The organism is Brevibacterium sp. Marseille-P9724, assembly GCF_902500275.1.
Taxonomy (GTDB): Bacteria; Actinomycetota; Actinomycetes; order Actinomycetales; family Brevibacteriaceae; genus Brevibacterium.
The window spans coordinates 568,792-580,932 of the sequence record NZ_LR722990.1 but is presented as its reverse complement, the minus strand read 5'-3'; the positions used below and the strand labels follow the sequence as shown (position 1 = coordinate 580,932).

Annotated in this window: 9 protein-coding genes; 5 read left to right on the top strand and 4 right to left on the bottom strand. The window is 63.2% G+C overall.

The annotated features are described in order from the left end of the window. Positions 1-195: 195 nt before the first annotated feature. Complete coding sequence (locus GC119_RS02790) at positions 196-1,635, bottom strand: L-lactate permease (protein WP_151952375.1); 1,440 nt, start codon at positions 1,633-1,635, stop codon at positions 196-198. Between the two features lie 128 nt (positions 1,636-1,763). On the opposite strand from GC119_RS02790, the gene dusB reads away from it, so the two are divergent. The 3 genes from dusB (at position 1,764) to dnaG (ending at position 6,247) form a co-directional block, all read left to right on the top strand. After that, positions 1,764-2,915 carry a tRNA dihydrouridine synthase DusB gene (gene dusB, locus GC119_RS02785; RefSeq protein WP_413462988.1) on the top strand — a complete coding sequence of 384 codons (1,152 nt, stop codon included), beginning with the start codon at positions 1,764-1,766 and terminating at the stop codon, positions 2,913-2,915. Between the two features lies 1 nt (position 2,916). After that, on the top strand, positions 2,917-4,200 hold the full coding sequence (locus GC119_RS02780; RefSeq protein ID WP_151952373.1) for a deoxyguanosinetriphosphate triphosphohydrolase: 1,284 nt from the start codon (positions 2,917-2,919) through the stop codon (positions 4,198-4,200). 64 nt (positions 4,201-4,264) lie between these two features. Further along, positions 4,265-6,247: a DNA primase gene (dnaG, locus tag GC119_RS02775; protein ID WP_151952372.1), complete on the top strand. Its 1,983-nt coding sequence runs from the start codon at positions 4,265-4,267 to the stop codon at positions 6,245-6,247. A gap of 77 nt (positions 6,248-6,324) precedes the next feature. Here dnaG and GC119_RS02770 read toward each other — a convergent pair whose 3' ends face one another. Together GC119_RS02770 and GC119_RS02765 are read right to left on the bottom strand one after the other, a co-directional pair. Then, positions 6,325-6,936: a response regulator gene (locus GC119_RS02770; RefSeq protein ID WP_151952371.1), complete on the bottom strand. Its 612-nt coding sequence runs from the start codon at positions 6,934-6,936 to the stop codon at positions 6,325-6,327. After that, positions 6,930-8,210: a sensor histidine kinase gene (locus GC119_RS02765; RefSeq protein WP_083304024.1), complete on the bottom strand. Its 1,281-nt coding sequence runs from the start codon at positions 8,208-8,210 to the stop codon at positions 6,930-6,932. Before GC119_RS02765 ends, GC119_RS02770 begins: the two co-directional genes overlap by 7 nt. A gap of 136 nt (positions 8,211-8,346) precedes the next feature. On the opposite strand from GC119_RS02765, the gene GC119_RS02760 reads away from it, so the two are divergent. Together GC119_RS02760 and GC119_RS02755 are read left to right on the top strand one after the other, a co-directional pair. Then, complete coding sequence (locus tag GC119_RS02760; protein WP_226829199.1) at positions 8,347-8,967, top strand: TetR/AcrR family transcriptional regulator; 621 nt, start codon at positions 8,347-8,349, stop codon at positions 8,965-8,967. Beyond that, on the top strand, positions 8,964-10,616 hold the full coding sequence (locus GC119_RS02755; RefSeq protein WP_151952369.1) for an MDR family MFS transporter: 1,653 nt from the start codon (positions 8,964-8,966) through the stop codon (positions 10,614-10,616). The genes GC119_RS02760 and GC119_RS02755 overlap by 4 nt, the downstream gene beginning before the upstream one ends. A gap of 49 nt (positions 10,617-10,665) precedes the next feature. Here GC119_RS02755 and glpK read toward each other — a convergent pair whose 3' ends face one another. Further along, positions 10,666-12,141: a glycerol kinase GlpK gene (glpK, locus tag GC119_RS02750; protein WP_193215597.1), complete on the bottom strand. Its 1,476-nt coding sequence runs from the start codon at positions 12,139-12,141 to the stop codon at positions 10,666-10,668.

Below are 12,141 nucleotides of genomic sequence, written 5' to 3'. Positions count from 1 at the left end.
GATGGTCATCGGGGCGTTACGGTGTGTCATGGAAGACCTCCGGGTCAGGGTGCGTGTCGTTACCCACCTCGATACCGGGGGTCTTCTCTGACCTCAAATCCCGTTCACAACCTCCCGAGGAACTACATCTAGGAAGTGTCCGCTGACGCTTCCAGGGTCTGTCCACAGTGTGGGAAGCGAGACCTGTCGGCGAGTTCAGGCCGCAGAGGAAAGCCGGACGGCTGCGGTAAGAACCGCGGTGATGACAAGCGTGTTCAGACACACTGCCGCACTGAGAATCCGTGTGATGGGGCGCTGGTCGCTCGCCGGATTCGCCCCTGCCATCTGCATGCCCAGCAGAAGTCGCGGGGGAGAGGCGATGATCGCCAGAGAACACGCCACATTGGCAGCGGCGATCGTCAGAAGCACATCTGCTCCGCTGCCGGCGGCCATAGAGGCGATTGTCTGGGCGAACATGGCGTTCGACCCGGTGGTGTTGCCGACCAGATACCCGCCAAGCGTGTTCAGCGTTGGTGCCGGCCACACGCCGAGAACAGAAGCCGCTTCGCCCAGTGCGGTGCTCATGCCGGTGACGGTCATGATCCACCCCAGCATCATGAAGCCGCCCGTGGACACTCCGACGGGGACCCAGCGGCGGACGGCAGCGGGCACCTCGTGAAGAAGAGCCCGGCGCCGCCAGATGAAGAAAACAGTCGCGCAGGCTGCAGCCAGCCACACCGGCGGCCAGATGAGAACTGCCGTGAGCCGGTTCTCCCAAGCGGCATAAGCGGCGTAGGAAGCCAACAGCCCGCCGGTGAGAACCGCGTAGGGCAGACCCGCGACCGCGGTGGCGCGGCGTGCAGGCAGACGGCCGCGGCCGAGCCTGAAGAAGCCGAACAGCACAATGAGCACAATCAGACCGCCGAGCACACCGGCAACGGCGGTGCCGATGAGCAGGTTGACCGTCAGCACTGCCGCCCACAGGAGAAGAGCCGAACCGAAAACCGCGATCGCGGCAGTCAGGCCGCGCTGCTCAGAGCGTGGTGAATCGGGTTCGCCCGTCCGCAAGCGCAGGGTCAGCCATGCCGATGCCGCCACCAAGAGGAGAGTCGGGCCGAAGAACAGCGCAGAGAACACGCCGACGTCCCGAAAAGTCTGTTCGGACAGCTGGGCTGCAATTGACGTACCGGGGCCCAGAGCACCCCACACCGCCGTGTTGAGGCCGAGCAAGCCCAAAATGACGGCCCTGGCGGGGGCGAATCCCAAAGCGCGAAGAATCGGCACGCCCACCGTCACGCCGACTCCGTAGCCTGTAACCGATTCGGCGAAGGGGACAACGCCGAAGACAACCGCCGCAGCCCCCAGCGCCGGTGTGGGGACAGAATCGGACAGAAAGCGCGACAGTTCCGCCATTGCGCCCGAACGCTCCAGAAGCGCGGCCAACAGCATGCCGAACAGCAGAATGAGCAGCACCTGAAGAGTCAGCAGCCCGTACTCGCCGGCCTCACCCAGGTGGTTCCATGACAGACTGCCCGTACCCACCCCGACGACAGCTGCGACAGCCGCAGAAACCACAGCGGCGGTGACGGCGCCTCGGCCCACCAGAAGAAGGCCGATCGCGGTGAGAACCGGAAGGGCCGTGAGCAGCAGGGACATAGCGTCACACTAGCCCGCCGGAGGCCGGGCGTGAAGGAGAATCTGCATTCTGGCACCGTCCGGCGGCAGCACAGGGAACACCGGAAGCGCACAGGACTTGCACCGCCTGGGATAATGTGCCCGTGACTGTGACTGAGAAGACGAAGCTGCGCATCGGCGACATCGAACTGGACTCCCCGGTGGTGCTCGCCCCCATGGCCGGCATCACCAACACCGCGTTTCGCCGCCTGTGCCGCGAATACGGGGCCGGACTGTACGTGACGGAAATGGTCACCAGCCGAGCCCTCATCGAACGCAGCGACAAGAGCATGCGCATCATTCAGCACGAAGAGTGGGAAACCCCGCGCTCAGTCCAGCTGTACGGCGTGGATCCTGAAATCATGGGCGCAGCCGTGCGCATGCTCGTAGAAGAAGACCGGGCAGACCACATCGACCTCAACTTCGGCTGCCCCGTTCCGAAGGTCACCCGCAAAGGCGGCGGATCAGCGCTGCCGTGGAAGCTCGACCTGTTCAGCGACATCGTCCACACCACTGTCCGCGAAGCCGACAAGGGCGATATTCCGCTGACCATCAAACTGCGCAAAGGCGTTGACGCCGACCATCTGACGTACCTCGATGCGGCGCGCATCGGCATTGACGCGGGTGTGGCGGCAATGACGCTGCACGGGCGCACGACCGCTGACCTGTACTCCGGTCAAGCCGACTGGGACGCCATCGCCCGGCTTAAAGACTACGTGGGCGACCGCGTGCCGGTGCTGGGCAACGGAGACATCTTCGCTGCCGAAGACGCACAGGCCATGATGGCCACGACCGGCTGCGACGGCGTGGTGATCGGACGCGGCTGCCAGGGCCGACCGTGGTTGTTCGGCGATCTGCAGAACGCGCTCAACGGCTCCGAGGAGCGACACCGGCCAAGCTTGGGAGACGTGGCCGACGTCGTGTACCGCCACGGCGAGTACCTGCGCGACTACTACGACGATGAATTCTTCGGCGTGCGCGATCTGCGCAAACACATGGCGTGGTACTTCAAGGGATATCCGGTCGGCGGAACGCTGCGGACACGCCTGGCAATGGTCTCCAGCCTCGAAGAGCTGCGCGGCTTCCTCGACGAACTCGACCACAGCGCACCCTATCCGGGCGCTGCCGCTGAAGGTGTGCGCGGACGCACCGGACGGGCTCGCCGACCCCACCTGCCCGACGGCTGGCTGGACGACCGGATCTTCGACCACGAAGCCCACGCGGACATCTCTGAAGCTGAACTCGACATTTCCGGAGGCTGATGTGTCACTGACCGGCGGTGTTGCCGAATACGACGACCACTCTCGTGAACGCTGGGTCATTGAGCCGCGGAAGAATCCCCGGCGTTCGGCCTTTCAGCGCGACCGCGGACGACTCCTGCACTCATCGGCACTGCGCCGCCTGTCCGCAAAAACCCAAGTGGTTTCACCCGGCACAGACGACTTCGTTCGCAACAGGCTGACCCACTCGCTCGAAGTGGGCCAGGTGGGCCGTGAGCTCGCCCGCTACCTCGGCTGCGACCCCAACATCGTTGAAACAGCTTCACTGGCCCACGATCTGGGCCATCCGCCGTTTGGCCACAACGGCGAAACCATTCTCGATGAGTTCGCAAAAGACATCGGAGGATTTGAGGGCAACGCGCAGACCCTGCGGATACTCACGCGGCTCGAACCGAAGGTCTTCACCGACGAGGGCGGGCCGGCCGGGCTGAACCTGACCCGGGCAACCCTCGACGCGTGCATCAAATACCCGTGGTCACGCGACAGTGCTCCAACACCGGACAAAGCGGGAGCCCCGGTGCGGAAGTTCGGCGCCTACGAAGACGACAGCACGGTCTTCGCCTTCATTCGCGACGGCAGAGAGGGAACCCAGCGGTGCATCGAAGCTCAGCTGATGGACCTCGCCGATGACATCGCGTACTCCGTCCACGATGTCGAAGATGCCGTCAACTCCGGCCACCTGGTGTTCGAAGCCTACGAAAACGATCACGCCATGGCCGGGCTGATAGACATCACCCGCTCCTGGTACCTGCCTGGGGCACGCGACGAAGACATCGTCGACGCCCTGAACCGGCTGCGCTCAACCGCATACTGGCCGACAGAGCGCTTTGACGGCTCCCGCCGCGCGCAAGCGGCCATGAAGCACCTGACCAGCCAGCTCATCGGCCGGTTTGTAGGCGCGGCAGAAGCCGCCACTCGTGAAAGCTACGGCTGGGAGCCGCTTGGCCGATACCAGGGGAACCTCGTTGTGCCGCAGACAACCGAACACGAAATCGCGGTGCTCAAAGGTTTGGCGACCGTCACCGTGATGGTTGCCGAAGAGCGCATGAAGACCCAGCGGATTCAGGGGCGGGTGCTGAGCGCCCTGTGCGAATACTTCAGCGAAAAGCCCGACGCGATGGACACCATGTTCTGGCTGGACTACCGGGACGCCGACGGTGACGATGGAAAGCTTCGCACCGTCATCGATCAAGTGGCCAGCTTGACCGACCATTCCGCGTGGTCGTTCTACCATGCTATGCAGGAGGACACGGGCAGCCTGCTGTGAGCTGCTGTTCAGGCCGACTGTCCGGACAGGTGCCGACGGCGGCATTCCGAGGGGAGGAAGGGCCATGGCGGGGCTGATAGTGCGCGATGACATCGACGAAGTCCGCAGCCGCGTGCGCATAGACGACGTTGTCGGCGAATATGTCACTCTGCGCAGCGCGGGCGTCGACTCGATGAAGGGCCTGTGCCCCTTCCACGACGAGAAGACCCCGTCTTTCCACGTCAGGCCCAGCTCTGGCTACTACCACTGCTTCGGCTGTGGAGAAAGCGGTGACGCCTATACGTTCCTGCAGAAAATGGACGGCTGCACCTTCACGGAAGCAGTCGAACGGCTGGCCGAACGCGCCGGCGTACAGCTGCGCTATGAAAAGGGCAGCGGACCGAACAGGCGCGAGGCGGGCCAGCGGGCCCGTCTGCTCGAAGCGCACAGAGAAGCCCAAGATTTCTTCCGGGCGAACATCCGCTCACCCGAAGCCGAAAAAGCGCGCCTCTACATGGCCGAGAGGGGCTTTGACGAAGAAGCGCTCACTTCCTTTGGTGTGGGCTATGCGCCGCGCGGCTGGGACAATCTCAGCAAGCACCTGCGCTCGCGGGGCTTCCTCGACAAAGAGCTGACTGCCGCAGGGCTTGCCGCAGAAGGCCGCCGAGGTGGAGTCTACGATCGCTTCCGAGGTCGGCTGATCTGGCCGATCCGCGATGTGACCGGCCGTGTGATCGGCTTTGGTGCCCGCAAGCTCTATGACGATGACGAAGGTCCGAAGTATCTCAACACTCCCGAAACTCCGCTCTATCGGAAGAATCAGGTTCTCTACGGCCTGGACCGGGCCAAGCGGGCAATTGCAAAGGAGGGCCGGGTGGTCGTCGTCGAAGGCTACACGGATGTCATGGCCGCCCACCTGGCGGGGATTGACTGTGCGATTGCCACCTGCGGTACGGCCTTCGGGGCAGAGCACACCAAGGTCATCCGCAGGCTGATGGGCGATGCCGCATCTAAAACAGGCGAAGTGATCTTCACCTTCGACGGTGACGAAGCCGGTCAGAAGGCAGCTCTTCGCGCATTCCGCGAAGACAGCGAATTCACTGCTGACACCTTCGTCGCGGTTGAGCGCTCGGGGCTCGACCCGGCGGATATCCGCCTGCGCAAGGGCGATGGTGCGCTGCGCGATCTCATTGAGTCACGCCGACCGCTGTTTGAATTCGCACTGACCAAGGCAATCGCCGACTACGACCTCGACACCGTCGAAGGCCGCGTCAAGGCCCTGCGCGAAGCCGCGCCGATCGTCGCCTCGATCCGCGATCGCGGTATGCGCCCCGGCTATGAGCGGTGGCTCTCAGGCCGTCTGGGCATGACCTTTGACGAAGTTCGCGATGCCGTGCAGCGAGCCGGCACGGCGAACCGACAGGCCGCCCAACCGGGAAGAGACCGGGCCAACCGCAGCTGGGAGCAGCCAGTGGCTCGTGGGGGAGTGCGGCATACGAGTCACTATGCGAACCAGCAGCCCGGCCGCACGGAGGATCCGGGGCGGGCGCGGATTGCCAACGATGTTGAGTCCTATCAGCAGGAAATCGGCGGCACCGAGCAGGACTACACGGGTTTTCGAATTGAGCGCGGCGCGCTGCAGGTAGCTCTGCAGAAGCCCGACTTCATCAACGTCAAGCTGTTTGACCGGCTCAAACCGGAAGCGTTCAATGACGCTGGAAGCCGCGCTGTCTTCCAGGCCATGCAGGCGGCAGGCGGTATGGCGTGGGCTGTGCAGAACCCCCAGCACTGGCCGGAGCGCGTGATAGAAAACTGTGATGAACGGGCCAAGCAGATCGTGGCGGAACTGGTGGTGCGGCCCCTTCCGGCACAGAGGGAAGACGAGGTCGGGCGGTACTGCCGCTCCATTGTCGCCCGCCTTTTCGACAAGGACATTGTGCGCATTGCGGGACTGCTGCACTCGCAGCTTCTGCGCACCGACCCAAATGACGGTGCGGCTTCTGCCAAACTGCTCGAACAGCTGCAGGTCCTTGAACGCCAGCGCGCCCGGCTGCGCCAGTACATGTGAAACAGCCCGCACACCCGTCAGGTCTAGGCGGTCCCTCAGTCCCGCTGTGCGCTGCCGCGTGCTGGGGCCTGCAGACTTCAGCTGATGAGCCCGAGTTCGCGGGCTCTTTTCGCGGCGGCGGTCCGGTTGTCCACGCCGAGTTTGTCGAAAATGCGGCTGACGTGGGTTTTCACGGTTGCCAGAGAAATGAACAGCTCGCCGGCGATGTCGCTGTTGGTGCGTCCTGCTGCCAGCAGACGGACAATCTCAGTTTCTCGCTCAGACAGTTCGCTGTGCGCCACGCGAGTGCGCTGCATCAGGGCGGTGGCGGCAGCATCGGACATGACCGGTTGGCCCGCGGCTGCGCGGCGGATGCCGTCGAGCAGGGTATCCGCCGGGGAGTCCTTGAGCAGATAGCCTGCCGCACCGGCATCGACGGCCCGGTAGACCAGCGCCTGCGTGTCGAAAGTCGTCAGAATGAGCACCGGCGGGCCCTGCGGCAGCGCTTTGATCAGTTCAATGCCGTCACCGCCGGGCATCTGCAGGTCAGACACCACGAGGTCCACGTCGAAAGCGCGCAGACGGTTCAGCGCGTCTGAACCCGATTCAGCGACGTTGACAACATCAATGTCGTCCGCGCTGGAGATGACGGAGGCCAGGCCCGCGCGGACGACCGGGTGATCATCGACAAGAAGAACGCGTATCACCATGATTCCTCCTGCTGGGCCGGTGTGCTCCTCCACGTGGGCTGCTGTTCGCTCGGGGGCGCCGATGTGGCTGCCGGGCGGGCCAGCGAATCGCCTGTGATCGGCACGAATACGCTCACTTCGGTGCCGGAGCCGGGGGTTGAGCGCAGAGTCATCGAACCGCCCAGTTCTTCCGTGCGCTCACTGAGCGAATTGAGCCCGTAGCCGAAGTGCTTGCCGGCAAAGCCCCTGCCGTTGTCAACAACATCGAGGCTGACAGCCGAACCCCAGTAGTGCAGGGTCACGGACACATAGTCGGCCTCGGAATGCAGAAGGGCATTCGACAGAAGAGACTGCCCTGCCCGCGAGAAGAAATACTCCAGAGACGGCGCCAGGCCGATCTTTGTGCCTTCAGTAGAGAACGCTGCCCGCAGGGGAGTCCCGATTGCCGATGCGGCGGCTTCGACAGTGGTGCAGGCTTCGGCGAGTTCCGCCTCGGCAGAGCTTCCGCCCAGTTCCTCGCCGGCGAGGAAGCCGCGGACGCTCGTGAGGCTCTGCGCGGCCGTGTTCTCAATTGTCCCCAGGTCGGCGTGCAGCGCCTGCGGTTCGCTTCGATTCTGACCGGCACGGGCAATGAGCACAATGGACAGCAGGCTCTGGGCGATTGTGTCGTGGAACTCCGCGGCGACTTTCTGCCGCTCGGCCAGTCGACCCTCCTGCTGCTGAGACAGGGCCAGCTTCGCCTGGGCGGCGCGCAGCTCTTCGAATGCGGCCCGTGTGCGCACGGCCTCGTCGACGAGCTTCGCGTACACCGCCGAGATGGTGACGGCCACGATCGCCCCGACGATTGGGCCGATGACAACGCCGGGAGTGAACACCGAGTTCAGAACGCTGCTGCAGGCGATGACGGTGATCATCCCCACAATGGCGGCGGCAGCAGCAATCGGCGGCCACGCGTAGATGACGAGGAAGAACAGGGGGAAGGACACCCACACGAAGCTTTCACTGGAGAGCGTCAGTCCAGCCCATAGAACGAGGATGGAAGCAAGCCACCATGTGATCAGAGACCGAGGGTCGAAAGATGACTCTCCCTTGGCAAAGCGGATTTCGCTGAACGTCCCCACAAAGTACAGGCAGGCGGTGAACGCTGCTGTCAGAAGAATGCAGATGAGAGGCGCAAGCTGGGTCCGCTCGAGGAACGTGCGGACAATGCCGACACTCAGCAGAGCTGCGAAGCTCAAATGCAGAATAATGCGCAGCATCGAAAGAATGTGGGGAATAGAAGACTCTCGAGCCATGGATCAAGAATACGGGAGCGGCATGTGAGCTGACCGGTGCGTGTGGGGCAGCGGGCTTTCAGTCCGGGCTTCGATATATGTGTCGCGGCAGAAATTGCAGTTGATGCAAGTTTGCAGTGACTGCATAATAGTGAGTGTGACTGAACAGGATTCGCTTCGCGTGCGCAAACAGAACGCCACTCGATCGGCGCTCCACGCTGCCGCCGTCGACCTCGTCTACGCAGAGTCCTTGGAAAAGGTGACCACCGCGCAGATTGCCCAGACCGCAGGCGTGTCACCGCGCACGTTCTTCAACTACTTCGAAACAAAAGAAGACGCAATCGTCGGCATCAGCGATCAGACCCTCAATCCGCAGCGGCTGGCTGAGTATGTGTCGGACTGCCCGCCGAAGGGCAGCCCGCTGGAGGACGTGTCGGCGGTGATGCGCTCGGTGTACAGCCGCATCGGCGGTGACGCGGTGGACAAAGACAAGCGCAAAGCGGTGCTGCGTCGCTATCCGATGCTGGTTCGGCGCAATGTGGAGATTGCCCGCGGCATTGAAATACATCTGGCCGAGCAGATAGCCGATCGTGTTGAAAGCCTCGGAGTTCAGCTGCCCGACGGGGATCGCACCGTTGTGGGGCGCATGATCATCCGCGTGTGCTCTGTGCCCCTGGCTCTTGCCTATCAGCTCAGCGGTGAGAGCCAGGAAGAATTCGACCGGGCGTTTGCCGACACGGTTGCACTGTGCGGACAGCTTTTGGAAAGGATGAAATGACCGACGACACTGCTGCAGCTGCCGCTGAACATTCCGGCAGCACAATCGGCGCCGATGCCGGTGAGGACTCTGCCGAGAGCATGTCGCGCGGTGCCGTGCTGTGGGTGTTCGTCGGCCTGCTCGTGGCGATGTTCATGTTCTCGCTGAACCAGACGGTTCTGGCAACGGCGCTGCCGACCATCGTGGGAGAACTCGACGGCTGGGACAGCATGCTGTGGGTCTCAACCGCGTTTATGCTCGCTTCAACCGCGACAATGCCGGCGTACGGCAAAATCGGCGACCTGTTCGGCCGCAAGCCGCTGTTCATCGTGGCGATTTCGATTTTCATCCTGGGGTCCGTCATCGCCCTGTTCGCCGACTCGATGGCCATGCTGATCACCGGACGGGTTTTTCAGGGACTCGGCGGGGGAGGACTCATGACGCTTTCGCAGGCGATCATCGCAACGATCGTGCCGGCGCGCAGCCGCGGAAAGTACATGGGGATCATGGGGTCGGCCTTTGCCGTGTCGTCTGTTGCCGGGCCGCTGTTGGGCGGTTGGATCACCGAGGGCCCGGGGTGGCGGTGGGCTTTTGCCATCAACCTGCCCTTGGGTGCCCTGGCTCTTCTGACAGCTGTCTTCCTGCTGAAGCTCCCGCACCAGAAGGCGGCCCAGCGGCCCCGCATTGACGGCGGCGGGATGATGCTCATCGTGGTCTTCACCACGTGCCTCGTGCTGCTGTCAGCCTGGGGCGGTCACCAGTACGCGTGGACGGATCCGGTCATCATCGGCTTGGGTGCTGCGTCATTGATCTCAGCGGCGGTCTTCGTGTTCGTCGAATGCAGAGTCACCGAGCCGATCGTGCCCATGTCCCTGTTCGCTGATCGCAATTTCACACTGTGCACGATCGCGGGTGTCTTCATCGGCGTGGCCATGTTCGGCGTCCTGTCGTATATGCCGACCTACCTGCAGATGGTGCACGGTGTCGAAGCAGCGCGTGCGGGACTGATGATGACCCCGATGATGGGCTGTGTGCTCATTGTGTCGACGTCAATCGGCTTTGTCGTTTCCCGCTGGGGCCGCTACAAGATCTATCCGATCATCGGTGCTGTCGTCATGGGAACAGCGCTGTTCTTCATGTCGCGCATGCACCCGGATGATCCCGCTGTCATTCCCATTGCCGAACTGGCAATGCTGGGTGCGGGAATCGGGCTGTCAATGCAGCTGCTGGTGTTGATTGTGCAGAACTCTTTTCCGGTGAGCATGGTCGGCACTGCAACAGCGTCGAATAACTTCTTCCGCCAGATCGGCGCAACACTGGGCATGTCGGTCATCGGATCGGTGTTCACTGCCAGGCTCATGACGAACCTCGCCGAAGCTCTACCCGCCACAGCGAATGGTGCGGCAGACGCTTCGGCTCAGCTGACTCCAGCGAAAACAGCCGAGCTTCCCGCACCCGTTCACGAAGCAGTCGTCTCCTCCTATAACGACGCTCTAGTGCCGATATTTCTGTGGGTTGTTCCGCTGCTTGCCATTGCGGCGCTGATTCTGCTGTGCGTCAAAGAGATTCCACTGGCCACACGGGTCGGCCAGCAGGGGAACACGCGCACAACCCTCGAAAACAGCTCAGAGGTGGGCTGCGCCTCGTCGGCTTCGGCAGGTGCGCACTAGCCGGAAGTCGGCGCGCACCCAGCCGAAATCGCCGACGGAACCCACGCCCTCAAACCCAGCCGAGGGAGCGCTCGACCGCCTGAGACCAGCGGGTCATCCGGGCCTGTGCCCAGTCGCGATCACGCTCGGGCTGGAACGTGCGGTCGGCTGACCACAGCTCGGTGAGTTCATCAAGATTCGAATAGAGGCCGCAGCCGAGTCCCGCTGCAAACGCAGCGCCCAAAGCAGTCGATTCCGAGGTGGAGGACCGGATGACCGGAGTGCCCAGGAGGTCTGCCTGGAACTGCATGAGCAGATCATTCAGACTCATACCGCCATCGGCGCGGATCTCGCTGATGTCGTAGCCCGAATCGGCCCGCATGGCGGCGAGCACTTCCGCAGTCTGATAGGCGGTTGACTCTAAGGCGGCTCGGGCAATGTGCCCGCGACCGGCAAAGCGGGTCAGCCCCACCAGAACACCCCGTGCATCGGGCCGCCAGTGCGGAGCCAGCAGACCGGAGAAAGCCGGAACCAGGTAGACATCGCCGTTGTCGCTGACAGAGCGAGCCAGCGGTTCGATTTCATCCGAGGACTGCACCAGGCCCAAGTTGTCGCGCAGCCACTGGATGAGCGATCCCGCCACCGCAATAGAGCCTTCCAGCGCGTAGGTCAGCTGACTGCCTTCGCGACCGTAGGCGACGGTCGATACGAGTCCGCTGTCAGAACTCGGGATGTCGGTGCCGGTATTGGTCAGCAGAAAACCGCCCGTGCCGTAGGTGTTCTTGGTATCACCGGGACGGTAACAGCACTGGCCGAACGCGGCCGCCTGCTGGTCGCCCAGAACACCGGTGATCGGCGTGCCGCGCAGCAGCTGGCCCTCAGAGACCTCACCAAAGAAGCCCACCGACGGCTTGATCTCCGGCAGCATCACCCGCGGAATTCCTGTGAGCTCGAGCATCCTGTCGGACCACTGGCCTGTGCGCAGATCCATGAGCATGGTGCGCGAAGCGTTCGTGACGTCCGTTGCGTGCACTCCGCCGGTCAGATTCCAGATCAGCCACGAATCGATCGTGCCGAAAGCCAGTTCCCCAGCTTCGGCACGGGCTCGAAGACCGTCGTCCTCGCGCAGCATCCACATGAGCTTGACGGCTGAAAAATACGTGTTGACGGGCAGGCCCGTGATGGCGCGGATTTCATCAGTGTGCTCGGTGAGCGTTTCGGCGATGTCGGTGCCCCGTCCGTCCTGCCAGACAATCGCCGGACCCACGGGAGCACCTGTCTGTCTGTCCCACAGCACCGTGGTTTCGCGCTGATTGGTGATTCCGACGGCGCGAATATCGTCCTTTGTGAGACGAGCGCGGCCCAAAGCCGCGCCGATCACCTGGCTGGAGGTCAGCCAGATCTCCTGGGCGTCGTGTTCGACCCAGCCGGGCTGCGGAAAGCTTTGGGTGAATTCGCTGGACGCAGAAGCGACCGTGCGGCCATCTTCGGAAAAGATGACCGCACGGGTGCTCGTCGTCCCCTCATCGAGGGCGAGCAGATACAT

Bases quoted from the DNA above. Each gene is read 5' to 3' on its own strand.
- GC119_RS02790 (WP_151952375.1), bottom strand. From the start codon at position 1,635: ATGTCCCTGCTGCTCACGGCCCTTCCGGTTCTCACCGCGATCGGCCTT.
- dnaG (WP_151952372.1), top strand. From the start codon at position 4,265: ATGGCGGGGCTGATAGTGCGCGATGACATCGACGAAGTCCGCAGCCGC.
- GC119_RS02770 (WP_151952371.1), bottom strand. From the start codon at position 6,936: ATGGTGATACGCGTTCTTCTTGTCGATGATCACCCGGTCGTCCGCGCG.
- GC119_RS02765 (WP_083304024.1), bottom strand. From the start codon at position 8,210: ATGGCTCGAGAGTCTTCTATTCCCCACATTCTTTCGATGCTGCGCATT.
- GC119_RS02755 (WP_151952369.1), top strand. From the start codon at position 8,964: ATGACCGACGACACTGCTGCAGCTGCCGCTGAACATTCCGGCAGCACA.
- glpK (WP_193215597.1), bottom strand. From the start codon at position 12,141: ATGTATCTGCTCGCCCTCGATGAGGGGACGACGAGCACCCGTGCGGTC.